Source organism: Cupriavidus sp. HPC(L) (genome assembly GCF_000307735.3).
Lineage (GTDB): Bacteria > Pseudomonadota > Gammaproteobacteria > Burkholderiales > Burkholderiaceae > Cupriavidus.
This window is the reverse complement of sequence record NZ_AMPR02000024.1, coordinates 15,545-41,198: the sequence shown is the minus strand read 5'-3', so window position 1 is coordinate 41,198 and position 25,654 is coordinate 15,545. Positions and strand designations below refer to the sequence as shown.

The 25,654-nt window shown below is 68.8% G+C and carries 23 protein-coding genes; 7 read left to right on the top strand and 16 right to left on the bottom strand.

The window, feature by feature from the left end; genetic code table 11:
* The first annotated feature begins 14 nt into the window (after nt 1–14).
* Nucleotides 15–335, top strand: a complete 321-nt coding sequence (locus tag B551_RS02725; RefSeq protein WP_006578665.1) for a hypothetical protein — start codon at nt 15–17, stop codon at nt 333–335.
* A gap of 139 nt (nt 336–474) precedes the next feature.
* Here B551_RS02725 and B551_RS02720 read toward each other — a convergent pair whose 3' ends face one another.
* The 6 genes from B551_RS02720 to B551_RS02695 form a co-directional block, all read right to left on the bottom strand.
* Entirely contained in the window at nt 475–822 is a 348-nt protein-coding gene (locus B551_RS02720) for an FKBP-type peptidyl-prolyl cis-trans isomerase (protein WP_006578666.1), read from the bottom strand.
* Between the two features lie 151 nt (nt 823–973).
* Nucleotides 974–1,522, bottom strand: a complete 549-nt coding sequence (locus B551_RS02715) for a YaeQ family protein (RefSeq protein ID WP_006578667.1) — start codon at nt 1,520–1,522, stop codon at nt 974–976.
* Between the two features lie 177 nt (nt 1,523–1,699).
* Complete coding sequence (locus B551_RS02710; protein WP_023263433.1) at nt 1,700–2,020, bottom strand: hypothetical protein; 321 nt, start codon at nt 2,018–2,020, stop codon at nt 1,700–1,702.
* Nucleotides 2,021–2,146: 126 nt separating this feature from the next.
* Nucleotides 2,147–2,530 carry an MAPEG family protein gene (locus B551_RS02705; protein WP_006578669.1) on the bottom strand — a complete coding sequence of 128 codons (384 nt, stop codon included), beginning with the start codon at nt 2,528–2,530 and terminating at the stop codon, nt 2,147–2,149.
* 83 nt (nt 2,531–2,613) lie between these two features.
* Nucleotides 2,614–2,832 carry an RNA-binding S4 domain-containing protein gene (locus B551_RS02700; RefSeq protein ID WP_006578670.1) on the bottom strand — a complete coding sequence of 73 codons (219 nt, stop codon included), beginning with the start codon at nt 2,830–2,832 and terminating at the stop codon, nt 2,614–2,616.
* 159 nt (nt 2,833–2,991) lie between these two features.
* Complete coding sequence (locus B551_RS02695; RefSeq protein WP_006578671.1) at nt 2,992–4,749, bottom strand: glutamine--tRNA ligase/YqeY domain fusion protein; 1,758 nt, start codon at nt 4,747–4,749, stop codon at nt 2,992–2,994.
* Nucleotides 4,750–4,972: 223 nt separating this feature from the next.
* Between B551_RS02695 and B551_RS02690 the strand changes: the two genes are divergently transcribed.
* The 4 genes from B551_RS02690 (at nt 4,973) to B551_RS02675 (ending at nt 9,649) form a co-directional block, all read left to right on the top strand.
* Nucleotides 4,973–6,397: a CoA transferase gene (locus tag B551_RS02690; RefSeq protein ID WP_023263432.1), complete on the top strand. Its 1,425-nt coding sequence runs from the start codon at nt 4,973–4,975 to the stop codon at nt 6,395–6,397.
* A 206-nt stretch (nt 6,398–6,603) separates the two neighbouring features.
* A complete protein-coding gene (locus B551_RS02685; RefSeq protein WP_006576712.1) occupies nt 6,604–7,575 on the top strand; it encodes an NAD-dependent epimerase/dehydratase family protein in 972 nt (323 codons plus the stop codon).
* On the top strand, nt 7,572–8,978 hold the full coding sequence (locus B551_RS02680; RefSeq protein ID WP_006576713.1) for an NAD(P)/FAD-dependent oxidoreductase: 1,407 nt from the start codon (nt 7,572–7,574) through the stop codon (nt 8,976–8,978). The genes B551_RS02685 and B551_RS02680 overlap by 4 nt, the downstream gene beginning before the upstream one ends.
* Nucleotides 8,975–9,649 carry a TetR/AcrR family transcriptional regulator gene (locus B551_RS02675; protein WP_006576714.1) on the top strand — a complete coding sequence of 225 codons (675 nt, stop codon included), beginning with the start codon at nt 8,975–8,977 and terminating at the stop codon, nt 9,647–9,649. Before B551_RS02680 ends, B551_RS02675 begins: the two co-directional genes overlap by 4 nt.
* A gap of 25 nt (nt 9,650–9,674) precedes the next feature.
* Here the strand turns inward: B551_RS02675 and B551_RS02670 are convergent, their stop codons facing one another.
* The 7 genes from B551_RS02670 to B551_RS02640 all read right to left on the bottom strand — a co-directional run bounded on the left by B551_RS02670 (nt 9,675) and on the right by B551_RS02640 (nt 17,378).
* Nucleotides 9,675–10,277, bottom strand: a complete 603-nt coding sequence (locus B551_RS02670) for a 2-hydroxychromene-2-carboxylate isomerase (RefSeq protein ID WP_006576715.1) — start codon at nt 10,275–10,277, stop codon at nt 9,675–9,677.
* A 7-nt stretch (nt 10,278–10,284) separates the two neighbouring features.
* Nucleotides 10,285–11,256: a tripartite tricarboxylate transporter substrate binding protein gene (locus tag B551_RS02665; RefSeq protein WP_006576716.1), complete on the bottom strand. Its 972-nt coding sequence runs from the start codon at nt 11,254–11,256 to the stop codon at nt 10,285–10,287.
* Nucleotides 11,253–12,833, bottom strand: a complete 1,581-nt coding sequence (locus tag B551_RS02660) for an AMP-binding protein (RefSeq protein WP_006576717.1) — start codon at nt 12,831–12,833, stop codon at nt 11,253–11,255. The genes B551_RS02665 and B551_RS02660 overlap by 4 nt, the downstream gene beginning before the upstream one ends.
* Before the next feature lie 150 nt (nt 12,834–12,983).
* Nucleotides 12,984–13,601, bottom strand: a complete 618-nt coding sequence (locus B551_RS02655; RefSeq protein WP_006576718.1) for a pyridoxamine 5'-phosphate oxidase family protein — start codon at nt 13,599–13,601, stop codon at nt 12,984–12,986.
* Nucleotides 13,602–13,698: 97 nt separating this feature from the next.
* Nucleotides 13,699–14,568 (bottom strand): PhzF family phenazine biosynthesis protein, encoded by an 870-nt coding sequence (locus tag B551_RS02650; protein ID WP_023263431.1) that lies wholly within the window; start codon nt 14,566–14,568, stop codon nt 13,699–13,701.
* Between the two features lie 155 nt (nt 14,569–14,723).
* Nucleotides 14,724–16,349 carry a gamma-glutamyltransferase gene (ggt, locus tag B551_RS02645; RefSeq protein WP_023263430.1) on the bottom strand — a complete coding sequence of 542 codons (1,626 nt, stop codon included), beginning with the start codon at nt 16,347–16,349 and terminating at the stop codon, nt 14,724–14,726.
* Nucleotides 16,350–16,400: 51 nt separating this feature from the next.
* Complete coding sequence (locus B551_RS02640; RefSeq protein ID WP_023263429.1) at nt 16,401–17,378, bottom strand: tripartite tricarboxylate transporter substrate binding protein; 978 nt, start codon at nt 17,376–17,378, stop codon at nt 16,401–16,403.
* 240 nt (nt 17,379–17,618) lie between these two features.
* On the opposite strand from B551_RS02640, the gene B551_RS02635 reads away from it, so the two are divergent.
* Nucleotides 17,619–18,509, top strand: coding sequence for a LysR substrate-binding domain-containing protein (locus B551_RS02635; RefSeq protein ID WP_023263428.1), 891 nt, complete (start codon nt 17,619–17,621; stop codon nt 18,507–18,509).
* Between the two features lie 80 nt (nt 18,510–18,589).
* Here B551_RS02635 and B551_RS02630 read toward each other — a convergent pair whose 3' ends face one another.
* A complete protein-coding gene (locus tag B551_RS02630; RefSeq protein WP_006578404.1) occupies nt 18,590–20,092 on the bottom strand; it encodes a tripartite tricarboxylate transporter permease in 1,503 nt (500 codons plus the stop codon).
* 10 nt (nt 20,093–20,102) lie between these two features.
* Nucleotides 20,103–20,564 carry a tripartite tricarboxylate transporter TctB family protein gene (locus tag B551_RS02625; RefSeq protein WP_006578403.1) on the bottom strand — a complete coding sequence of 154 codons (462 nt, stop codon included), beginning with the start codon at nt 20,562–20,564 and terminating at the stop codon, nt 20,103–20,105.
* Nucleotides 20,565–20,978: 414 nt separating this feature from the next.
* On the opposite strand from B551_RS02625, the gene B551_RS02620 reads away from it, so the two are divergent.
* Nucleotides 20,979–22,697, top strand: a complete 1,719-nt coding sequence (locus tag B551_RS02620; RefSeq protein WP_023263427.1) for a potassium/proton antiporter — start codon at nt 20,979–20,981, stop codon at nt 22,695–22,697.
* Here the strand turns inward: B551_RS02620 and B551_RS02615 are convergent.
* On the bottom strand, nt 22,694–25,570 hold the full coding sequence (locus B551_RS02615) for a hypothetical protein (RefSeq protein WP_006578401.1): 2,877 nt from the start codon (nt 25,568–25,570) through the stop codon (nt 22,694–22,696). The genes B551_RS02620 and B551_RS02615 overlap by 4 nt on opposite strands.
* Nucleotides 25,571–25,654 lie beyond the last annotated feature (84 nt).

Below are 25,654 nucleotides of genomic sequence, written 5' to 3'. Positions count from 1 at the left end.
CAGGAGGGACGGATATGGCGCGAACACTTACGGTGGCCTTTGGCACCGGCAAGGAATTCGAGTTCACCATCGGCGATACCGAACTCGCGGGCATCAGCGACGATGCGGGCTGGCGCTGGTTCGACCGGGAGTATGCGGAGCTCGACTGCCAGGCGTCCAGCCCGGTGGGCAAGGTGCTGGTCATCGACAAGATCCTCAGCGTGGCGCGCTTCTCGGGCGAGCAGCGCTTTGCCGGCGATCCGGACTGGGCCCGGGAGTACGCGCGGCATGCCGCGCATATCCTGGGCCGCGATAAGGTGCGCGTCGACGTCGGCAACGCGTCGATCGGCTTCTGAGCGTGTTGGCTGGCTCGTACCCGCAGACGACGCCCGATCGACCATCATGTCATTCCCGCGAAGGCGGGAATCCAGCGTCTTCAAGAGTCACTGGGTCCCCGCGTTCGCGGGGACGACAAACCTGGCGTGCTGAACCGCCTCAGACGGCCAGCAGCTCCACTTCGAACAGCAGCGTGGCGTTCGGCGGAATCACGCCGCCGGCGCCGCGTGCGCCATAGCCCAGGTCGGCGGGAATCACCAGCCGGCGGGTGCCGCCGACCTTCATGCCTTGCACGCCTTCGTCCCAGCCGCGGATCACGTGGCCGGCGCCCAGCGGGAACACGAAGGGATCGTTGCGATCCTTGCTCGAATCGAATTTGCGGCCGGCCTGGCCGTTCTCGTACAGCCAGCCGGTGTAATGCACGGTGACGTGCTTGCCCGCGGTCGCTTCGGCGCCCTGGCCGGTCACGGTGTCTTCGTATTGCAGGCCGGAAGGAGTGGTGATCATCGGTCTTTCCTTTGTGTGACTGCGCATCGCGATCGGCGATCGCGACCCGCGTGGTGATTCGGAGCATGGACCCCGCGGCCGTGGCCGGCGCTCACGGTCCTGCCGCAGTGCTGCCGCGGTGCTGCCGAGACGGCAGTGTACCCGCAAGCGCTCAGCCGTCGGCCCGCTGCCAGGTATCCAGGCGCAGCTGCACGCTGCGCTCGTCGTCGCTGAACCAGATCTCGCCGTCCTGGATCGTCACGGTCAGCCGCATCGCGCGGCGCGCCATGCCGGCCAGCGCGTCGACCGCCTCGCCCGGCACCGCGTGGACCGTCAGATTGCGCAGCTTGCCGGCCTTGCCGGCGATGCCCTTCCACCATTCGCGGGCGCTGGCGGGCTGGTAGGCGAACACGGTCACGCGCGCGGCACGCGAGGCCGCGCGCTTGAGCCGCGTCTCGTCGGGCTGGCCCAGGTCGATCCAGTGTTCGATCTCGCCGGTCAGGCTGCGCTCCCACAGGTCCGGCTCGTCGGGCTCGTCAAGCCCGCGCGTCAGGCTCAGCGTCTCGCTGGCCTCGCAGGCGAACGCCAGCAGCCGCACCATCATGCGGGCATCGTTCTCGGACGGGTGTTGCGCGACGGTCAGCGCATGGGTGCCGTAGTAGTGCCGGTCCATATCGGAGATCGACAGCTCGGCTTTGCAGATGGTGGACTTCAGGGCCATGGGGGAAGAGGGGGCGGCGGGCCGGCCGATGGCGCGGGCAGGATGCCCGGCATGGCCGGCCGGCAAAGCGCGCATGTTACCCGATCACCGCGCGCATGACGGTGCGGGACATGGCCGCAGGCAAGCGGCAGCGGACTGTGAAAAACACAACGCCGCGCGGGAGGCGCGGCGCGGATGTCAGCGGGACTTGCGGTAATCGCTGAGGTAGAAGCGCAGCAGCGCGGAGGCGATCACCAGCGCGAGGAAGGCGGCGGCGATGACCATCGCCTGGCCGGCCGGGCTGTCGACCTGCCCGTTGACGCCGAGTTCGACCAGGCGGCCGATCACCAGCATCACCAGCACCGGGATCACCAGGGCGCGGCGGCCGTAGGTACGCATCACCCAGCCGGGGAAGTTGCGCAGATGGCCGACGAAATCGCGCGGAATGCTGCAGATCAAGCACGCCCCTGCGGCAGCGAGCGAAGCCGCCACCACATCCCCCAGTCCAATCCCGAACATGATTCCCCGTCCCGTCGCACCCGGGCGAAACATGCCGGGGCTAAATTTTGCAAAGCGCTGATTCTACAGAAGATTTCGGGATCTCAGGTGTCGCCTGGTCGACCTGTGAAAGAAGCCGACACTCTGTCAGGGCACCAGCACCGGCAGCAGGAAAATGCCGAGCACACACAGGAAGCCCAGCGTCCAGCACAGCGAGCGCAGCGTGGCGCGATCGGCGAGATAGCAGACGGTGTAGAGCACGCGGATCACGATGAAGGCGACCGCCAGCTCGTCGATGCGCGCCTGCGGCGCCTGCAGATGGCTGGCGCACAGCACCGCGGCGGCGAACAGCGGGAAGGCCTCGAAGTGATTGCGGTGGGCCAGGTCGGCGCGGCGGGCGCGGCCGCTCTGCCGCTCCAGCCAGGCGCGCGGGTCATGGTTGTCGAAGCCGGGCGCGCCCCATTTGGCGATGCCCACCGTGACGATGGGCAGGATGCCGGCGATCAGCACGCACCAGAAAGCGATCGGCATGGCGTTGTCCTTGGTTCTGTCGTGGGCGGCAGGCAGCGCTCAGGCCGTGATGAGGCAGCGGTCCCGCAGCAATGAGGCAGCAATCACGCCGCCACCACCCGGATCGTCACGCCCGGCAGCGTCACCACCTGGCCGGCGCGGATCTTCGCGGTCTTGCGCGACTCGGCCACGCCGTCGACCGCGACCTCGCCGGCAGCGACCAGCGCCTTGCCGGCGCCGCCGCTGTCGACCACGCCGGCCAGCTTGAGCAGATCGTTCAGCGCGATGTGCTCGCGGTCCAGCGGGAAGGTCAGGGTCTGCATGGTGAAGATCGGGTTTGGGTGTGTGGCATCGGTTGCTGACAAAGCCTCAATAACCATCATGTCGTTCCCGCCAAAGCGGGAATCCAGCGTCCTTGAAAGCCACTGGGTCCCCGCGTTCGCGGGGACGACCGGCTTTGTCGGCAATCGAGGACAGGGCGCCTACTTGCCCCAGCTGTCCTTCAGTCCGACGATGCGGTTGAAGACCGGACGGCCGGGCTGGCTGTCGACCCGGTCCGCGACGAAGTAGCCGTGCCGCTCGAACTGGAAGCGGTCCTCGGCCTTGGCCTCGCGCAGGCCGGGCTCCAGATACGCTGTGACCACGCGCTTGGAGTCGGCGTTCAATGCATCGAGGAAGTTCTTGCCGCCGGCGTCCGGATGCGGGTCGTTGAACAGCCGGTCGTACAGCCGCACCTCGGCCTGCAGCGCATGCTCGGCGCTGACCCAGTGGATGTTGCCCTTGACCTTGACGCTGTCCGCGCCCGGCGTGCCGCTCTTGGTGTCCGGCAGGTAGTTCGCATGGACTGCGACCACATTGCCGTCGGCGTCCTTGTCGACGCCGGTGCATTCGATCACGTAGCCATAGCGAAGCCGCACCTTGTTGCCCGGGAACAGCCGGAAATAGCCTTTCGGCGGGTTCTCGTTGAAGTCCTCGCGCTCGATCCACAGCTCGCGCGACAGCGGGAACACGCGCTTGCCGAGCTCGGGCTGCTTCGGATGGACCGGCGCCGAGCACTCCTCGCTCTGGCCTTCCGGATAGTTGTCCAGGATCAGCTTCAGCGGATCGAGCACCGCCACGCCACGCGCCGCGCGGGCATCGAGGTCGTCGCGCACCGCACCTTCCAGCGTGCTCATGTCGATCCAGCTGTCCGACTTGGCCACGCCGACGCGATCGCAGAACAGCTGGATCGATTCGGGCGTATAGCCGCGGCGGCGGATGCCGACGATGGTCGGCATGCGCGGATCGTCCCAGCCATCGACGCGGCCCTCGTTGACCAGCTGCAGCAGCTTGCGCTTGCTGGTGATCGCATAGGTCAGGTTCAGCCGGGCGAACTCGTACTGATGCGGCAGCGGCTCGCGGAACACGCCGCATTCGCGCAGCTGGGCCAGCACCCAGTCGTACAGCGGACGGTTGTTCTCGAACTCCAGCGTGCACAGCGAGTGGGTGATGTTCTCCAGCGCATCGGAGATGCAATGCGTGAAGTCGTACATCGGATAGATGCACCACTTGTCGCCGGTGCGATGGTGGTGCGCATGGCGGATCCGGTAGAGCACCGGATCGCGCATCACGATGTTGGGCGCGGCCATGTCGATCTTCGCGCGCAGCACGTGTTCGCCGTCGGCGTACTTGCCGGCGCGCATGTCGCGGAACAGCTGCAGGTTCTCCTCGACGCTGCGCTCGCGGTAGGGCGACGGCGTGCCCGGCTCGGCGAAGTTGCCGCGGCTGGCGGCGATCTGCTCGGCGCTCTGGCTGTCGACATACGCGACGCCGCGTTCGATCAGCTTCTCGGCAAAGGCGTACAGCTGGTCGAAGTAGTCGCTGGCGTAGTACAGGTGGGCCTGCCGGCCGCCCTGCGCGTCGGCGCTGTCCCAGCTGAAGCCGAGCCAGTGCACCGCGTCGATGATCGAATCGACGTACTCGGTGTCTTCCTTGACCGGATTGGTGTCGTCGAAGCGCAGGTGGCAGCGGCCGCCGTAGTCGCGCGCCAGCCCGAAATTCAGGCAGATGCTCTTGGCGTGGCCGATATGCAGATAACCGTTGGGCTCCGGCGGGAAGCGCGTGATCACGGTGGGCAACGGCCGGCCCTGGGCGTCGTTGCGGCCGGCATAGGTGCCGGCGGCCAGATCCTGGTCGATGATGCTGCGCAGGAAGTTCGAGGCGGCGGGCGTGCTGTCTTGGGCTTTCGGGTCGTGGCTCATGGTTTGGCCAGGTTGGGCCGCGGGTCGCGGCCGGCTTCAGGGCGAATTCGGATTCGAGGTAAGGATCGGCGCGGATGGCGCCGGGCCAGCGCACCGCGGCCCCGAGGGCCCGGCATGTTGGCGGGAACCGGGGATTTTACCGTGCCGGCGCATCGGACGCGCGCGCAATCGCTGGAGGCGGGCTAGCATGGAGTCCCATCCCCCTTCGTTGACGAGGAGCGCCATGCCATCGCCCGAACCCGCCGCCGTCCTAGCCGCGCTGTGGCGCACCACCGGCCTGCCCGACACCGCCCTCGCGCAGGCCACGCTGAGCGGAGCCGAACCGGTGCTGCCGTCGTCGTTCGCGGTCGGTACCGCCGCGCAGGCGAGCCTGGCGGCGTCGGCGCTGGCGGCCGCGGCGCTGTGGCAGCAGCGCACCGGCCGCTGGCAGCAGGTCGCGGTCGACATGCGCCACGCCATCGCGGAATTCCGCAGCGAACGTTATCTGCGCGTCGATGGCGGCCCCGCGCCGGAGCTGTGGGACAAGATCGCGGGCGCCTATCGTTGCGGCGATGGCCGCTGGGTCCGGCTGCACACCAACTTCCTGCATCACCGCGACGGCGTGCTGCGCCTGCTCGGCTGCGCCAATCAGAAGGACGAGGTGCAGGCCGCGCTGGGCAAATGGGACGCCGAGGCGTTCGAGACCGCGGCTTCGGATGCGGGCATGGTGGTCGCGGCGATGCGCAGCTTCGACGAATGGGATCGTCATCCGCAGGCCGCCGCGCTGCGCGAGCTGCCGCCGATCGTCATCGAGCGGATCGGCGACGCACCGCCGATGCCCTTGCCGGACCTGCCGGCGCAGGACGCCCGCCCGCTGTCCGGCGTGCGGGTGCTCGAGTTCACCCGCATCATCGCCGGCCCGGTTGCCGGGCGCACGCTGGCCGCCCATGGCGCCGACGTGCTGCTGGTCACCGCGCCGCACCTGCCGTCGATCCCGCCGCTGGTGATCGACACCGGCCGCGGCAAGCGGTCCTGCCAGCTCGATCTGCGCGACGCCGACGACAAGCACACGCTGCACAAGCTGCTGCACGGCGCCGATGTCTTCCTGCAGGGCTATCGGCCGGGCGGGCTCGCGGCGCTGGGCTTCGGCCCCGAGGCGGCGGCGCGCGCCCGGCCGGGCATCGTCTATGTCTCGCTGTCCGCCTATGGCCATGTCGGACCGTGGGCCGGCAAGCGCGGCTTCGATTCGCTGGTGCAGACCGCGACGGGCTTCAACGACGCCGAGGCACGAGCGGCCGGCAGCGACACGCCGCGTCCGCTGCCGGCCCAGGTGCTCGATCACGCCGCCGGCTACCTGCTGGCGCTCGGCGCGATGGCCGCGCTGCACCGGCGCGCCACCGAGGGCGGCAGCTGGCACGTACGCGTGTCGCTGGCACAGACCGCGCAGTGGCTGCGCGGCCTTGGCCGGGTCGACAACGGCCTGCAGGCGCCGGATCAGCGCATCGACGACATCAGCGACCTGCTCGAGGCCGTGCCGTCGGGCTTCGGCATGCTGACGACGGTGCGCCACGCGGCGCAACTGTCGGAGACGCCGGCGCGCTGGGAACAGCCGTCGGTGCCGCTGGGCAGCGACGCGGCCGAGTGGCTGCCGCGCGGTACGTCGAAATAACGCGATCCGACAGCGCCCGTCGCCCCCGCGAACGCGGGGGCGCAGCGTCTTTGGTCCTCCGGCTTCGGGCCAAAGCCGCTGGGCCCCGCGTACTCGACAGGGTGATGCCGTCGCCAAAAAATTTTGACCGCATCGAACCTACTGAGTAGTATGTTTTGGCAAACGGCAGGGGCGACACTTGCCGACACAAAACAGGAGACTGAGGCATGCGGGTTCTGATCACGGGCGCGGCCGGCTTCATCGGCACCGCGCTGCAACGTGCGTTGATCGCGCGCGGTAGCCTGGCCGACGCGGACGGCACGCCGCGCCGGATCCAGGAACTGGTGCTCGCCGATCGCGCCGAGGTGCCGCTGGTGGGCGATGCGACGTGCCGGCGCAACGTGCTGCGCGGGGACCTGGCCGAGCCGGGCTTTGTCTCGCAACTGGCAAGCCTGGCGCCGGACAGCGTGTTCCATCTGGCCGCGAGCCTGACGCTGGAGACCGAGGCCGACGAGCCGCGCGCCTATCGCCTCCATGTCGAGGCGCTGCGCGCGCTGATCGCCGGCTTCGGCAAGCCGCCCCGGCTGGTGCTGGCGAGCTCGATCGCGGTGTTCGGCGGCAAGCTGCCCGCGACCGTCGGCGATGGCCTGCGCGCCGAGCCCGACACGACCTACGGCACGCACAAGGCCATTGCCGAGCTGCTGCTGGCCGACTACAGCCGCCGCGGTCGCGTCGACGCACGGGCGTTGCGGCTGCCGATCGTGCTGATCCGCGACGGCGCGCCATCGCCGGCGGTGTCGGACCGCATCGCCGCGATCGTGCGCGAGCCGCTGGCGGGCCGCGATGTCGTCTGCGGCCTGCATCCGGACACGCGGATGCCGGTCGCGTCCGCACAGGCCGTCGCGCGGGCGCTGATCGCTATGCACGATCTGCCGGCGGACCGCTTGCCGCACGACCGCGCGCTGAACCTGCCGTCGTTGTCGACTACCGTCGCGGAGATGGTGGCCGCGCTGCGTCGCGCGGCGGGCGACGAAGCCGCGGCGCGGGTCCGCTACGAACCCGACCCCGCGCTCCAGCGCGTGATCGACAGCTGGCCGCGTGCCTTCACGTCGGACCGGGCCAGCGCGCTCGGTCTGCATGCCGATCCGGATGTCGACGCGATCCTCGCCGCCTATCTGGACGAGAAGGCGGCGGCATGAAGAACCCCGCAATCGGATTCCGCCGCAACGGCCCGATGTCCGTTGACGAAGGCGAGCGGCAGGCCGAGGCCGCGATGCGCTTCGACGACCGGCTGCCGGCCGAGGTCGCCGCGTTGCCGGTCTGCATCGTCGGCGCAGGCTCGTCCGGCGTGACCGCCGCCAAGGCGCTGAAGGAGAAGGGCATCGCTTTCGACTGCTTCGAGCTGGGCTCGAAGATCGGCGGCATGTGGCGCTACGAAAACGACAACGGCATGTCGTCGGCCTATCGCAGCCTGCATATCGACACCAGCCGCACCAACCTCGGCTACTCCGATTTTCCGATTCCGGACCGCTATCCCGACTTCCTGTCGCACTACGAGGTCATCGAGTATCTGGAAGCCTATGCCGAGCGCTTCGGCATCCCGCCGCATATCCGCTTCAACACACGGGTCGAGCGCGTCGAGCCGGCCGGCGATGGCAGCTGGCGCGTCACGCTGGGCGACGGCAGCAGCCGGCGCTATCGCGCGGTGATCGTCGCCAACGGCCATCTGTGGGATCCGCGCTGGCCGAGCTTCGACGGCCACTTCTCCGGCGAGCAGATTCACTCGCACCACTACCGCACCGCCGAGCCGTTCCGCGACCGCAACGTGCTGATCGTCGGCATCGGCAATTCCGCGGTCGATATCGCGGTCGACGTCTGCAAGTCGGCGAAGCGGACCTGGATCTCGACGCGGCGCAGCGCCTGGATCATGCCCAAATACATCATGGGCCATCCTACCGACCGCTGGTCTGCCTTCTTCGCGCGGCGCCTGCATCTGCCGACGCGCGTCACCCGTACGCTGGTGCGCTGGCTCGCGTATCTGGCCACCGGCGACCAGGCGCGTGTCGGCATTCCGCGGCCGCGCCACGCGATCTGGCGCGAGCATGCGACGCTGAGCCAGGAGCTGATCCCGTATTGCGGTCATGGCTGGATCCGCGTCAAGCCAAACATCCGCCGGCTCGATGGCGAGTACGTCGATTTCGACGACGGCAGCCGAGAAGCGGTCGATGCGATCATCCACGCGACAGGCTACCGGGCCAGCTTTCCGTTTCTCGATCGCCAGGTGTTCGAGGTCGCGGATGGCAAGGCCGAACTCTATCGCCGCATGATGCCGCCGGATCGGCACGGTCTGTTCATGCTCGGGCTGGTGCAGCCGATCGGCCCGACGATCCCGCTGGTCGAGATCCAGGGCAAGTGGCTGGCCGCGGTGCTGGCCAACGAGATCCGGCTGCCGGGCCGGGACGGCATGATGGCGGAGATCGGCGCGCATCGGGACTATGTGTCGCGCCGCTTCGTCGGCTCGGCACGCTACACGCTGGAGGTAGACTTCCGCCGGTATGCGAAGCAACTGTTTCGCGATATCGCCCGGGGAGGGGCGACATGACCCCAAGCAAACAGGAAATCCTGGTCCAGGCCGCGGAATGCTTCATGGAACAAGGCTTCCATGCCACCAGCATCGACGACGTCGCGCGGCGGCTCGGCGCGACCAAGGGCCGCATCTACCATCACTACGCGTCGAAGATCGACCTGTTCTTCGAGGTGCATCGCGAAGGGATGCGCTTGTTGTTCGAGGCCGTCGAGCCCGCGCGCAAGCTCGAGGGCGATGGCGTCACCGTGCTGGCGGCGATGCTGCGCGCGCATGCGGTGGCCGTGCTGCGACACCATACCTTCGAGAGCGTGGTGGCGCAGGGCGTGCAGATGCATCGCTTCGGTGCGACCACGCCGTCGCAGCGGCAGACGCTGGACGAACTGATCGCGAGCCGCGACCGCTTCGAGAAGCTGTTCAAGGATCAGGCCGCGGCGGCGAGGCGCGATGGCTCGCTGGCCGCCGATGCCGACCTGTCGATCGCGGTGAAGACCTTGCTGGGCGGCATCCAGTGGTCGCTGATCTGGTATCGCCCGGAGGCCGATGCCGACGAGCACGCGCGCGAGCGCCTGGCCGAGGCGATGGTGCGTACGCTGGTCGAGGGCATCCGCGCGCGGCCGGAGCGGGCCTGCGCCGCGGCCCCCACCAAAGGCAAGGCGCGCAGCGCGGCGGGCTCGGGCCTCACCTGAGATTCCGCGCTTCGAGCATCGGTTCTCAGGCCGCCTCGTTCAGCAGCCGTTCGACCAGCCACAGCCGATCGACGCCCCACACCGGCTCGCCGTCAACGATAAAGAAGGGCGCGCCGAAGACGCCTTGCGAGACGGCATGGTCCACCGCCGCCTCGAGCCGCCGCTTGCCTTCGGGGGAGGCGATCTCGGCCGCCAGCCAGCCGGTATCGGCGCCGACCGCGGCGGCCTCCTCCAGCACCGCATCGAGATCCGTGATGTCTTCCCCGCGCGCCCACAGCCTGGCGAAGATGCGCTGCGCGAAGCGTTTCGCCTGCGCCGGATCGCGTTCGTCCAGCGCCAGAAAGGCGCGCGATGCCTTGACCGAATTGACGCCCCGCATATCGCGCTGGACGAACGGCACGCCGAATATCCGCGCCATCCGGGGCTTGTCGAGCCGCAGGTAATCCGACTTCAGCGGCGTCTCCATCAGCGGCTTCAGACCCATGATCTTGACCACCGTGACCCCGAGCAGGAAGGGGCGCCACACCACGGTTCGGCCATGGCGGGCCGCGAGCGCATCGATCTGCGTCGAGCCGAAGTAGCCGTAGGGCGAGATGAAGTCGAAATAGAAGTCGATGGGGCTGGCCATCGCCGCCTCATCCCATCTTGATGTTCAGTTGCTCGATGGTCCGCCGCCAGTACGCGGATTCGCGCTGCACGCGCCCGCGGATCTGCTCGGGCGACAGGTCGGAGGCCACCATGCCCTGCGTCTGCAGCAGCGGTGCGAAGTCCGGCGCGTGCGTGGCGCCGCGGATGGCCGCAGCGAGCCGGTCCACCGTCGCGCGCGGCGTGGCGGCCGGGACATAGGTGGCGATCCAGTAGCCGGGCGCGGCGATATTGGGGTACCCCGCCTCGGCCAGCGTGGGCACGTCCGGGAACAGCGCGTTGCGCCGTTCGCCCGCCACGGCCAGCACGCGGATCTTGCCGGCCTTCTGCTGCACGAGCGCCAGGCTCGCCGGCGGGAACGAAAAGCTGTACCGGCCGGACAGCAGCTCCACCATCGCCGCGCCCGCGCCCTTCATCGGCACATGCTGGGCAGAGACCTTCGCCTCGCGCTTGTAGAGCTCGCCGACGACATGGCTGGGAAAGCCGGCGCCGGACGATACATAGTTGGCCTTGTCCGGCCGCTGGCGCAGCAGCGTCGCCAGTTCCTGCGCCGTCTTGGCCGGCGAATCGGCCGGCACCGCCAGCACCACGTCGCCGCCATCGCCGACGATGGCCACCGGCATCAGGTCGCGCGATGCATCGTAGGGCGTGTCCGGCATCAGCGCCGGAATGGTGGTCAGCGGCCCGTCGACCGAGAACAGCACCGTATGGCCGTCGGCCTTGCTGCGCACCACCGAGTTGACGCCGATGGTGCCGTTGGCGCCGCCGCGGTTCTCGGTGACGACGCTGTGGCCCAGCGTGGTCTTGAGCTTCTCGGCCAGCGTGCGCGCCAACGCGTCGCTGGGACCGCCAGGCGCCGCTGGCACCACCAGCGTGACGGTACGCGACGGAAACTCCTCGGCCAGCGCCGCGCCGCCGCAGACCAGCATCATCGAGGACAGGAGCGTGACGAGGGCTTTCATGCTGGGCTTCCTTCGGCTGGCACATTGCGGTCACGGTCGTCGTCCCGGGCCTTGGTGGCGTTGTCCGCGGCAAGGCGGCGCAGCTCGCCCTTGGCGACCTTGTTGATGCCGGCCAGCGGCAGGCTGGCGAGAAAGCGGATCTCGCGCGGCACCTTGAAGCCCGCAAGCCGCGCGCGGCAAGCCGCGTCGATCTCGCGGGACAACGCTTCGGTCGAAGCGCTGGCATCGGTCGGCACCACGAAGGCGACCGCGACCTCGCCCATGGCGCCATCCGCACGGCCCACCACCGAGACATCGGCGACGCCCGGCACCGCGCGGACCACGCGTTCGACTTCCGCCGGCGACACGCCTTCGCCGCCGCACTTGATCACGTCGCGCGTACGCTCCAGGAACTGGATCGAGCCGTCGGCGTGGACCTTCATGCGATCGCCGGTGCGGAACCAGCCGTCGGCCGTGAAGGCGGCAGCGTTGGCTTCCTCGTCGTTGAAGTAACCGGCAAAGAGCGTCCGTCCGCGCTCGCCGAGGATCTCGACCTCGCCGACCTCGCCCGGCGCGAGCGACGCGCCGCCGCTGCCTGCCATCCGGGCTGCGTAGCCGGGCGCGACCCACCCGATGGCACCCGGTGCGACCGCCCGGTCGGCCTGTCCCAGGATGCCCGGCGCGAGCAGTTCGGTCATGCCCCACCAGCCCAGGATCGGCACGCCGAAATGCCGCTCGTACTCGGGCAGCCAGACCGAGTTGCACCACAGCCGGAAGGCGTGGGCCGGCGGCACGGGCTGGCGGAACAGCGCCGCACTGGTGAATTGCACGTGCGGCGCAAAGGTGCAGCGCCGCGCCAGCGCCACCGGCCAGAAGCGGCTTGCGGAAAAGCGTGGCAGCAGCACGATGGTGGCGCCTGCGTGCAGGGCGGGCAGCACGCTCCAGGCCAGCCCCACGACGTGATAGAGCGGCAGCGGGACCAGCACGATATCGGAGCGCAGCAGCCCGATGCCGGCCGCACACGATTGCGCCGCCCACAGCGCGTTCGCGCGCGACCAGACCACGGCCTTCGGGCGCGACGAGGTGCCGGACGTGAACATCATGCTGCCGGGGGCAAGCGGGTCCAGTCGCACGCGTTCGACCGGGGCATCGTGCAACGACGCGAAGCCTGCCGTGTCGTCGGCATCGCCGGCATCGATGACGATCTGCCAGCGCAGGCGGTGTGCCCCGGCACCGGTGGAAGGGGGCGTACCGGGCAATCCGCGCTGCGTGACGATGCCGACCGCGCCGGTGTGGTCGGCGAAGAAGGCCAGCTCGTCGGTAGCCGACTTGGGATTGAGCACCACGCAGACCGCGCCAATCCAGGCGCAGCCGAACCAGGTCAGCAGGAACTCGGGACAGTTGTTGGCATGCAGCAGCACGCGATCGCCGGGCCGCACGCCGCGCTGGGCGAGTCCGCCGGCGACGCGGCGGACGTCATCGAGGAAGGCCCCACGGCTCCACTCGCGCCCGGCGCCCTCGAATGGCTCCCAGGCCAGCAGCAGCCGATCCGGTTGCTCGCGCGCCCGGGTTTCGAGCAGGTCGACGATATCGTCCATGGGCCTCCCGCCACATGCTGCTCGGAGGAAAGAGCGCACGGGCAAGGCCCAGTGTACGGAGGGGACATCCCCATGTCATATGCCGTTTTATCGCACCGGCTTAACACGGGGTTATGGTCCGGGCGTGGCCGCCCGGCCCGCGGCGCTCTGTCAGTACAGCGTCTGGCGGATCCGCTGCGGCAGTTCGGCGTCGTAGGTGCGGCCGTCGATGGCATCGCGGCTCAGCGTCGCCAGGATGGTACCGGTGCTCGGCAGCGCGCTGCGCGGAATCTGCGCTTCGGGCGACCACAGCCGCGAACGCACCAGCGCGCGGGCGCACTGGAAGAATACCGAGCGGATCGCGATCAGCAGCACGGTGGAGGGGGCCTTGCCGTCGACCGTGCATTGCGCGATCCGCTCCGGATCGGTCGAGATCGTCGCCGTGCCGGCCACGCGCAACGTCTCGTCGACGCCCGGCACCAGGAACAGCAGGCCGACGCGCGGGTCGGCGACGATATTGCGCAGGCTGTCGATGCGGTTGTTGCCGCGGCGGTCCGGCAGCAGCAGCGTGCGGTCGTCCAGCACCTTGACGAAGCCGGGCGCATCGCCGCGCGGCGAGCATTCGGCCATGCCGTCGGCCACCGTCGACAGCAGGCAGAACGGCGAGGCCTCGACGAAGGCGCGATAGTGCGGATGCAGGTAGTCGACTTCCTTGGCGAGCGAGGCCGGCGCGGGATTGCCGTAGCGCGTTTCCAGGTCTGCCAGCGTGGCGATGGTGTGGTCGGTCATGGCGGATGGGCGGTCGAGCGAGGTGGAGGAGCGGGGCGGCCGCGGGTTGGTATTCCCGACGGGGGGTGCGTTCGGGCGGTGGGCGGCAACGGCAAGTCTACAGCGTGACGGTGCCCCGGCCGATTTCGATCACGCGGCCGCCGACGCGGATCGCGCCCTCGCCATCTTCGGTATCGACTTCCAGCCGCAGCCGGCAGGGCCGCTCGACCAGATCGCCCTGGGCAATCTCGTAGCGCGCCGGCAAGGCATGGCCGGTGGCGAGCAGCCAGCCGCCGAGATTCGCGCAGGCCGAGCCGGTGCCCGGGTCCTCGGCCACGCCGCCGCCCTGCTTGGTGAAGAAGTAGCGCGCGACCACGCGGCCCGGCTGCTGCGGATCGAAGGCGAACAGATAGGCGGTCTTGCGGCCGAGGCTGCTGGCGGGCCAGGCGTCCAGGCGGCTGCCGTCGGGCACCGCGCGGCGCACGGCGTCGGGGCTGCTGAGCGGCACCAGCAGCTGATCGGCGCCGGTATCGACCCAGATCGGCGAGCCGGCCAGATCGTCGGCCCGCAGTCCGAGCAGCGCGGCGACTTCCGCATCGGGCAGTGGCGCCGGCGCGGTCTTCGGCTGGCCGCGATGCGGCGCGGTGAAGCTCCACACATCGCCTTGCGCGCGCACCGGCACGACGCCCGCCTTGAACTCGAGCGTCAGCGCATCGCCGGTGTTGCGCAGCGCCCGTACCGCATGCGCGGTGCCCAGCGTCGGATGGCCGGCGAAGCGCATCTCATAGCCGGGCGTGAAGATCCGCACCATCGCGTCGGCCCGCTCCGACGGCAGGATGAAGGTCGTCTCGGACAGGTTGAACTGCAGCGCCAGCGCCTGCATGGTGGCGTCGTCCAGCCCGCGGCCGTCCTCGAACACACACAGGGGATTGCCGCCGAAGGTCGATTCGGCAAAGACATTGAGCAGGCGGAAGGCGTAGGTGGGCATGGCGGTGGCATCGATAAATGACAAGCTGCCAGTGTAGGGCGATGGGCGCGCGCGGCCATGTACAGTTGACGACTCATCGATCGGGCCAGTGCAAAAAAAACGCCGGCATGGTGCCGGCGCAATGAGTGTCCAGGGGGACGGCTGTTCGGGGAAGGTCAGAACCCCACCGCCTGTCCGTCGCGACGGCTGTCGCTGGCGGCGACATAGCCGTGTTCGGCATCTTCCGACAGGCGCCAGATGAACTGGCCGGAGCCGAAGTCCATATACGGGTCCGCCACCGACTTGAGCTGGTGGCCGCGGTCCTTCAGGCCCGCAACGGTGGCCGGGTTCATCGTCGCTTCGACGTCCAGCGTGAAGTCGCGGTTGACCTTCCAGCGCGGCGCGCAGCAGGCGGCCTGCGGCTGCTGCTTGTAGTCCAGCATGCGCACCACGGTCTGCAGATGGCCCTGCGGCTGCATGTCGCCGCCCATCACGCCGAAGCTCATCACCGGCTGGCCGTCGCGCGTCATGAAGGCGGGGATGATCGTGTGGAACGGGCGCTTGCCGCCGGCGACCACATTGGGCGACTTCGGATCCATCGAGAAGCCGACGCCGCGGTTCTGCAGGCTGATGCCGGTGCCGGGCACCACCACGCCGGAGCCGAAGCCCATGTAGTTCGACTGGATGAACGAGATCATCATGCCGCTCTCGTCGGCCGCGGTCAGGTAGATCGTGCCGCCGACCTTGGGCATGCCGAAGTCAAAATGCGTGGCGCGCTTCATGTCGATCAGCTTGGCGCGCGACTTCAGGTAGCCGTCGTCGAGCATCTGCTCGGGCGTGACTTCCATGCTGCGCGGGTCCGACACGTAGCGATACAGGTCGGCGAACGCCAGCTTCATTGCCTCGATCTGCAGATGCTGCGAGTCGATCGAATCGACCGGCAGGTTGCCCACGTCGAAGTTGTCCAGGATGCCGAGCGCCATCAGCGCGGCGATGCCCTGGCCGTTGGGCGGAATCTCGTGGATCTCATAGCCGCGATAGGACTTGCGGATCGGCTCGACCCAGTCCGGGCGGTAGTCGCGCAGGTCGGCCATCGTCATCGCGCCGCCGCACTCCTTGCTGAAGGCGGCGATGCGCTCGGCGATCTGGCCTTCGTAGTAGTCGCGGCCGCCGCTGGCGCCGATGCGGCGCAGCGTTTCCGCGGCGGCCTTCATCACGAACTTCTCGCCGGTATGCGGCGCGCGGCCGTTCGGCATGAAGGTGTCGGCGTAGCCCGGCTGGTCCTTCAGGTCCGGCACCGCGGCGGCCCACTTGTGCGCGACGATCGGTGGCACCGCGTAGCCGCGCTCGGCGATCTCGATCGCCGGTTCCATCAGGTCGGCGAACGGCAGCTTGCCGAAGCGCTCGTGCAGCGCGGCCCAGCCGGCCACCACGCCCGGCACGGTGACGCTGTCCCAGCCGCGGATCGGCCGCTTGGCCAGCCCGTTGCCTTCCTCGCCGTACTTGTTGCGGAAGTACTCGGGGTTCCAGGCGGCCGGCGCCACGCCCGACGAGTTCAGGCCGTGCAGCTGCTTGCCGTCCCACAGGATCGCGAAGGCATCGCTGCCCAGGCCGCACGACACCGGCTCGACGATGGTGATCGCGGCGGCGGCGGCGATCGCCGCGTCGATCGCGTTGCCGCCCTTGAGCAGCATGCGCAGGCCGGCCTGCGCGGCCAGCGGATGCGAGGTCGATACCACGTTGCGCGCGAACAGCGGAATGCGCACGGAGGGGTAGGGATTGGTCCAGTCGAAGGTCTGCATGGCTTGTCTCTTGGCGTTGCCGCCGTGATGGCGGCTATGGTTGTCTGCCGCTTATTCCGCGGTGATGTTGCGGTCCTTGATCAGTTTGCCCCAGCGGGCGCTTTCCTTGCTGACGATCGCCGCGAACTGCGCGGGCGTGCCGCCGACCGGCTCGGCGCCGAGCTTGGCCAGCCGTTCCTTGACCTCCGGCGCCTGGATCGCCTTGTTGAACTCGGCGTTCAGGCGCGTCACCAGGTCGGCCGGCAGGTTCTTCGGGCCATAGATGCCGAACCAGGTCTCGCTGACGAAGCCGGGCAGGCCCGATTCGCCTACGGTCGGCACGTCGGGCACCAGCGACGAACGCTTCGGGCTGGTTACCGCCAGCGCCTTGAGCTTGCCGTCGCGCACGTGCGGCAGGGCGGTGACGATGCTGTCGAACAGGATATGCACCTTGCCCGAGATCAGGTCGGCGATCGACAGCGCGGTGCCCTTGTACGGGATGTGCGTCAGCTGGACGCCGGCCTGCGCGCTGAAGGCCTCGGCCATCAGATGGACCACGGTGCCGTTGCCGCTGGACGCGTAGTTCAGTTCGCCGGGGTGCGCCTTGGCATGGGCGATCAGTTCCTTGACGTTGTTGACCGGCAGATGGTTCGTCACCACCAGCAGGTTGGTCGCGCTGGCGACCTGGCCGATCGGCGTGAAATCGGTCTGCACGTTGTACGGCAGCTTCGGATGAATATGCGGTCCGATCGAATGCGTGCTGCTGGTGGCCATCAGCAGCGTGTAACCGTCGGCCGGGGCCTTGGCTGCCATGTCGGAGCCGATCGAGCCGCCCGCGCCGGGCCGGTTGTCGACCACGACCTGCTGGCCCAGGTTGGCGCCGACCTTCTGCGCGATCGCGCGCGCCAGCAGGTCGGTCGCGCCGCTGGCGGGGAAGGGCACGATCAGGCGGATCGGCTTGGCGGGATAGCTCTCGGCCAGGGCGGGCGCGGCGGCGAAGGCCAGCGTCGCCGCCAGGCCGGTGCCCAGCAGGCGCAGCCAGGATGTCATCTCAATCTCCGTGGACGTTGTCGTTCGATGCCGGCGGACCGGCCGATGGCGCATTATTCCGTGCAGCTTTACATAATGAAAGCTAATATTTCTTTCTTTTGCCTCAAGTTTCCCTTAAGGCTGACTTCGGGCTGACTTCGGGCTGACTTCGGGCCGACTTCGGGCCGACTTCAGGTCGCGCTTCAGGGTTTCATTGAACGCTGTCCCGGCCATCCGGCGAGGGCCGCTTCCCCTTATGTTATGAGCACCATTCGCTTTCTTCGCACCTTTGTCGCGGTCGCCGAGCACGGCTCCTTCGCCGCCGCCGCCGGCCATGTCGCGCTGACCCAGGCCGCGGTCAGCCTGCAGATGCGCGCGCTGGAGGGCGAACTGCGGCGCGACCTGTTCGATCGGACCGGGCGCGTGGTCGTGCTCAATGCGGGCGGGCGCGAGCTGCTGCCGCGCGCGCGCCAGCTGCTCGCGCTGTACGACGAGATGCGCGCCGCGCCCGAGACGCCCGAGGCGATGGCGGGCGCGGTCGCCGTCGGCGCGGTGGTGTCGGTGATGGGCGGCCTGTCGCATGTGGTGGCCAGCATGAAGACCGAGCATCCGGCGCTGGACGTCCGGCTGGTCGGCGCCAAGTCGATCGAGCTGGCGACGCTGGTCGAGGCCGGCGAGCTCGACGCGGCCATCGTGGTGGAGGGGCCGGGCCGGCTGGCGGGGGCGCTGCGCTGGACGCCGCTGTATCGGGAGCCGCTGGTGGCGATCGCCGCGGCCGGCAGCGCCGCCACGGATGCGCGCCAGGCGCTGGCGGGGCAGGCCTTCCTGCGCTTCGACCGCACGCAGCTGACCGGCATGCTGGTCGAGCGGGCCCTGCGGCGCGCGCATCTGCGCGTCAACGAGTTCCTCGAACTCAATTCGATCGAGGCACTGGTCGAACTGGTGCGGCAGCAGGTCGGCGTCACCGTGGTGCCGCTGCTGCAGCGGGCGCGCTGGCGCGACGACGAGGCGTTGCGGGTGCTGCCGCTGGAGGCCGGCGGCGAGCCCGTATGGCGCACCATCGGCATGCTGGAGCGGCGCGACCATGCGCGCCGGCATATCACCGAGGCGATCCGCGCGGCGTGCGCGGCGCTGTTCTGCGCGCCGCGCTAGGCCGGGTTCGCATCGATCGGGGCCCAAAAAAAAACGGGGTGCCGGCCGGCACCCCGTTTCACGTCTTGCATCGTTGCTTCTTATTCTTCCTGGAACGCTTCCTCGCGCTTGGCCTTGATCGACGGCAGGGCCACGATCAGCACCAGGATCGCGGCGGCGATCAGCAGGCTCAGCGACAGCGGACGGGTGAAGAACACCGAGAACTCGCCGCGCGACAGCAGCAGCGTGCGGCGGAAGTTCTCTTCCATCATCGGTCCGAGCACGAAGCCGAGCAGCAGCGGCGCCGGTTCGCACTTGAGCTTCAGGAACAGATAGCCCACCACGCCGAAGGCCGCGGTCTGGAACACGTCGAAGGTGGTGTTCTGGACCGAGTAGACGCCGATACAGCAGAACGTCAGGATGGCCGGGTACAGGAAGCGGTAGGGCACCTTCAGCAGCTTGACCCAGATGCCGATCAGCGGCAGGTTCAGGATGATCAGCATCAGGTTGCCGATCCACATCGAGGCGATCAGGCCCCAGAACAGCTGCGGGTTGCTGGTCATCACCTGCGGACCCGGCTGGATGTTGTGGATCGTCATCGCGCCGACCATCAGTGCCATCACCGCGTTGGGCGGGATGCCCAGCGTCAGCAGCGGAATGAACGAGGTCTGTGAAGCGGCGTTGTTGGCCGATTCCGGACCCGCCACGCCTTCGATCGCGCCCTTGCCGAACTCCTGCGGATACTTCGACGACTTCTTCTCCAGCGTGTAGGCCGCGAACGAAGCCAGCGAGGCGCCGCCGCCCGGCAGGATGCCCAGCGCCGAGCCGAGCACGGTGCCGCGCAGCACCGCCGGGACCATGCGCTTGAAGTCTTCCTTGGTCGGGAACAGGTTGGTGATGCTGTCGGTGAAGGTCTCGCGCTTTTCGCGTTGCTCCAGGTTCGCGATGATTTCCGCGAAACCGAAGATACCCATCGCCACGGCCACGAAGTTCAGGCCGTCGGTCAGTTCCGGCACGTCGAACGAGAAGCGCGCCGCGCCCGAGTTGACGTCGGTACCGACCAGACCCAGCAGCAGGCCCAGCACGATCATCGCGATCGCCTTGACCAGCGAGCCCGAGGCCAGCACCACGGCGCCGATCAGGCCCAGCACCATCAGCGAGAAGTACTCGGCGGGGCCGAACTTGAACGCCAGTTCCGACAGCGGCGCGGCAAAGCCGGCCAGGATCAGCGTGGCCACGCAGCCGGCGAAGAACGAGCCCATGCCCGCGGTCGCCAGCGCCACCCCGGCGCGGCCGCGCCGCGCCATCTGGTAGCCGTCAATGGTTGTCACCACCGAGGACGATTCACCCGGCAGGTTGACCAGGATCGCGGTGGTCGAGCCACCGTATTGCGCGCCGTAGTAGATGCCCGCCAGCATGATCAGCGCGGCCACCGGCGGCAGCGTGTAGGTGATCGGCAGCAGCATCGCGATGGTCGCGAGCGGTCCCAGGCCGGGCAGCACGCCGATCAGCGTGCCGAGCAGGCAGCCGAGAAACGCGTAGGCCAGGTTCTGGAAGGTCAGGGCGGTCGAGAAGCCGATGCCCAGGTTGGTTAGCAGTTCCATCTGGCGCTCCTTAGCCGGTAATGAAGGCCGGCCACACCGGCATCTGCAGATTGATGCCGTAGACGAAGGCGCCCATGCTGATCAGCACCAGCACGATGGTGTTCAGGATCGCGCCGCGCCATGTGAACTCGTGGCTGGCCATCGACGACACCAGCACCAGCACGATCACCGACAGCACCATGCCCAGCGGCTTGAGCAGCAGGCCGAACAGCACCACCGAACCGAGGATCCACAGCAGCAGCTTGATATCCCAGCGGGCCAGCTCGTCGCCCTCGCCCTTGCTGGACATCGATCCGATCAGCACCAGCACGCCCAGCAGGGCGAGCACGACGCCGAGCCAGAACGGGAAATACCCCGGGCCCATCTTCGCGGCGGTTCCCATCGAATAGCCGCGAGCGACCCAGGAAAAGCCGAATCCGACCAGGATGAACATCAGGCCGGAGGCAAAGTCCTTTTGGCTACGTATGCGCAAAATGATTCTCCTCGATTTGACAAAACTGGTGCTTGCGGTGCTGTGAGCCGCGCGTCGATGGCGCTGGTCTCATGGTGTCGCGACGGGCCGTTGCGGCGTTTGTGCGGTGCAACGAAATCGCGCGCGGCACCCTCCCCGTCCGCAGGCAGGGGGAAGGTAAGGGCGCCACCTTTCAGCGACCTTTCAGATGTCTGCAAACTTGGTCAATGTGAGGGTATCTCCCTAGGTCCCCGCCGAAGCCGCCTGACCGGTCGTACCGGAGGGCGGTGCCGTGGACCGCGGCGGTGCCGTCATGGCCGTCGGCTATCATCGGCAGCGCCGCGGCGGTCATGCCGCGCCGCCGCGCCGTCGTGCGCATTCATGCGACGGCGTACGCCGTCGTCGCCTCCTCCACCGTTACTTGCAAGGGCCAGTTTGGAAAGCATTGAACACGTGATCCTGATCGGCGCCGTGGTGATGTCGCTCGGCATCGTCGTCGGCGCCTTCTCTTCGCGCATCGGCGTGCCGTTCCTGCTGGTATTCCTGCTGGTCGGCATGCTGGCCGGGGTGGACGGGCCGGGCGGAATCCGCTTCTCCAATACCTGGCTCAGCTTCCTGGTCGGCAATCTGGCGCTGGCCGTGATCCTGCTCGATGGCGGACTGCGAACCCGGTACGAAACCTTCCGGGTCGCGTTGCGGCCGTCGCTGGCGCTGGCCACCGTGGGCGTGCTGCTGACCACCGGGCTGGTCGGCCTGTTCGCCGCCTGGGTGCTGGAGATCGACTGGAAGCTCGGCCTGCTGCTGGGCGCGATCGTCGGCTCGACCGACGCGGCCGCCGTCTTCTCGCTGCTCAACAGCAGCGGGGTGCGGCTGAAGGAGCGGGTCGCCAGCGTGCTGGAGATCGAATCGGGCATCAACGATCCGATGGCGATCTTCCTGACGCTGACGCTGATCGAGTGGATCCATGCGCCGGAAGGGCTCGGTGGCGGCGCGCTGCTGTGGCGGCTGCTGGTGCAGTTCGGCGTCGGCGGCGCGCTGGGCCTGGCGCTCGGCTATTGCCTGGCCAATGTGCTCGAGCGCATCCGGGTCGCCGAGGGACTGCAGGCGATCCTGCTGTGTTCGGGCGGCGCCATGGTGTTCGCGATCGTGCAGAGCGCCGGCGGCAGCGGCTTTCTGGCGGTGTATCTGACCGGCATGCTGATCGGCAACCGCGACCGCGCGGTCAGCCCCGACGCGATGCGGGCGATGGACGGCATGGCGTGGCTGGCCCAGTCGGCGATGTTCCTGCTGCTGGGCCTGCTGGTGACGCCGCACCGGATCTGGGACGTGGCAGTGCCGGCGATGGCGGTGGCGCTGTTCCTGATGCTGGTCGCTCGTCCGCTGGCGGTCTGGATTTCGCTGCTGCCGTTCCGCTTCAATGCGCGCGAGAAGGGTTTCATCGCGTGGATGGGACTGCGCGGCGCGGTGCCGATCGTGCTGGCGCTGTTCCCGCTGCTGCAAGGCATGCCCGATGCCGGCCTGCTGTTCCGCATCGCCTTTGCCGTGGTGCTGGCCAGCCTGCTGCTGCAGGGGACCACGGTACCGTTCGCCGCGCGGCTCGGGCGCGTGCTGCGGCCAGCGTATCCCGAGCCGCTGGCGCGCGAACGCCTGCACGGCACGCGCGCGCCGGCGATGGACCTGATGCAGTTCGAGGTCGAACCCGACTCGGCGGCGGCCGGCGTGCGCGCGGATCGGCTGGAATTGCCGCCGCGTTGCCGCCTGATGACGGTGGTCCGCGACGAGGCGCTGATGCCGCCCGAACGGGCCGTGCTGCACGCCGGCGATACCATCTCGGTGCTGGGGCCGGCGAGCAGCGTGCCGACGCTGGCGCGGCTGTTCAGCACGCCGGAGCGGGCGCCGGTCTGGCAACAGGTCCCGCACGACTTCGTTCTGTCGGGCGACGCGCTGCTGCGCGACGTCGCCGGACTGTACGGCACGCGGGATCTGACGCCGAGCGAATATCCGTCGACGCTCGAGGCCGCGATGCTGAACGCCTTTGCCACGCCGCCGGTGGAAGGCGACGCGGTCGAGATCGCGGGACTGACCCTGACCGCGGCGCGCATGGAGGATGGCCGGATCTTGCAAGTCGGGTTGAGGTTGCCGCGGCAGGCTTAGCGCAATGCTCCCATATTGACCAGTTGGCGTACGGTCCAGCCCAGCACGGGGGGCAGCTTGCCGCTATACAGGTCGAGCACGATCTTGCCGGCAGAGGGCTTGCTGCGTTGCACTTGCTGGCGGGACGGGTCGGACAGCGCGAACTTGCCGGTATCGCCTTTGGGATCGGGCATTTCCATGCCGGCGATGCGTATTGTCGAGACGACCCATTGCAGCGAGTGGGCCAGCGCGTCCAGCGCCCGGTGCACCGCCTGCAGGTCCTCACGGTATGGCGCGACCGCGGCGTCCGGCAGGTCGGCGGTATGGTCGAGGGGGACGACGTGCTCGCGCCGGATCCGGTCGATCAACGGCAGCGCATTCGCTGCCGCCTCGCGCAGTTCCAGCGCCTGTCGGCGCGTGGCGTGGTTCGCGTCGAGTTCGCCTTCGTGGTTCATCGGGGCCAGCCAGCCCGGCAGTTTCGCACTCGCGCGTTCCAGCACGTCGCAGACGGTTTCCAGCATGCCGGGCCTGGACCGGCTGCCTTCGAGCGCGTCGCGCAGTGTCCGCTCGATATCCCGCTTGAGATTCCCCATCTGCGCCGCCGATTGCCGGCGTAGCTGCTCGATTTCCGCGTCCAGGCGATTCTCCAGCGCATTGGCGGTGTCGCCCAGCGCCATCGAGGCATGGCGGTCGGCATGGTCCCATTGCTGCCGCAACGTGTGGGCGAGCGCGCTGTTGCCATCCTTGTCCAGCTCCGCCAACTGCCAGCCGGTCCCGCCGTCCCGGCCGGGGCCGCCCGCATCGGGCTCGTCAATGCCGTGGTCCGCCATCCTGGCGCGATACTGGTCGCGCAGGCTGGCCCACTGCTGCAGCGAGCCGTCCAGCGTGCGGGCCGCCCTGACCGCAAGCTGCCCTTCCTGCTGCGCCACGTCTTGCACGCGCCTGGCTTCGAGGCGCCGATTGTGTGCGTTCATCAGCCGGCCGGTAATGTGGACGCTGGCCAGGTCGAGCAGCGTTGCGGCCATCGCGCCGGCCGGCACGCTGGTGGTCCAGTCCGACAGTTCGGGGAACAGGCCGCGCAGTTCGTCGAGCCGGGCTTCGGCGAGCAGCATGTCGCGGCGCACCTGCTCCATGACCTCGTGCCGTGCGCGCAGAAACGACTTGATCGCGGGAAACATGACGCCGATCACATCGGACGGGCCAAGCTCGGCGTTGCGGATACGGTCGTGCAGCGCATGTACGCCGGCCTGCCAGCGTGCCTCCAGCGGGATCGCCGGATAGCCGCCGCGCCGGTGCGACGCGTGGCCGTGGTCTTCGGCAAAGTCGTCGAGCAGCGCGGCAACGTTGTCGCAGATGGCGGCGATCGGCCAGCGTTCCCGGAAGAAGCGCGCGAACAGCTTGCGCGCGCCGTTCAGCATGGGGCGGTGGTTCAGGGCCACGGCTTCGGTTTCGCCGGCTTCGAGCGCGGCGGACAGCCACTGGAAGTCGCTGCTGTCGAGCTCGCCTCGTGTGGCTTCGTCGAACGGATACCGATCGCTGGCGCGCACGAGCGCGGCAATGGCCGCGGCCCGCTCGTGTCCATGGCCGAGGTCGTGCAGATATTGCAGGTTGCGGGCCGCGAGAAACTGCCGCAGGCAGGCGGGGTCCGACAATTTCGCGTCGACGACGCGCAGCAGTGCTGCCTCGTCCATCCGTTCGCCGCGTGCGGTATGGCGATCGACTTCCTGCTGTACGGCCACGCACAAACCCTTGACCAGATCGGCGCGGATCAGGTCGCGCTGCTTCTGCACCGCCAGGTTGCCGTCCAGTTGCGCGCGCGCATGGCTGCGGCGCTGCATCAGCGAGCGGATGTGCGTCGCGTCCTGGCTTAGCGGGCTCAGTGCCAGTTCGCCATCGCAACGGCGCAGCACGTCGTGCAGCTCGCGCTCCTTCAGCGCCGCGAGCAGGCCGGTGCGGTTGGTCAGCAGATCGGTCAGCTTGTCGCCGGCTTCGTGGTCGGCATCGTCGTCGGACTCGCGTGCCAACCGGGACCGCTTTTGCGCGATGTCGGCTTCGTTCTGCTTCAGGTCGCGCACCAGTTCCCCGTGCTTCAATTCGGCCAGCAATCCCGCGACCGCGGCCTCCCGGTCGCAGGCCTTGCGTTCGCTGGGGCTCATCGCCGCCTGCTGGATCGGTCCGGCGCGCAGACGGCGATCGTATTCGCGCAGCCATCGGTCGCGTCCTGCGATGTTGTTCGGGCTCGCCAGCTCGGGGGCGCAACTGGCCAGCGTGGATAGCAGCACGGCGGGATCGCGCTGGCGCGCCCGCGTGGTTTGCGCCTGCAGTCCCAGCTTCAGCTGTTCGGCGACGTAGGCGCGGGTGGCGGGCAACGGACAGGCAGCGCCGTGGCCGACGGTGCCGCCGAGCCCGAGGCTGATGCCATCGAGCATCGCGTACAGCGGCGTGGCCGTCGCGGAATTGGCGGCCGCGGTCAGCAATTCGGCATAGAGCCGCTGATTGGCGCGGTGCACGGAGAGGGAGCAACGAAACAGCTGGAACACCTGGTGCAGCGCCGCGTGGGAAAGATAGCTGCCGCGCTCGATGCGGTCTGCGATGGTCAGGCCCGGTACGCGATCGCCGGGCAGGGCCAGGCTGGCGCGGCACAGGCGCTCGCGTACCGCGGCGCCGCCCCGGCTTTCGAACGCGGCGATCAGCGCGCGCCATGACGCCCGGTTGCGCGCGGCGTCGGCGCTGGTCTTGCCGATACGGAAGGTCCGGTGAAGCCCGGCGCGCAGCGCCATGCCGAAACTGCTGCCGAGCTCCAGCTTGCCGTCGGCGCTGCACTGCACGTGACAGCCGCCGTGCCAGGCGGCAGGCGGCAGCGGCATGTCGAAGTCGATGTGGCTGACGGCCATGATGTCCCCCGAGGGCGTTTCGATTCGCAAGCAACCTGGTAGTCGCGTGGCTCACGATAGGGGCAAGGCCATGTCCGGGCATGC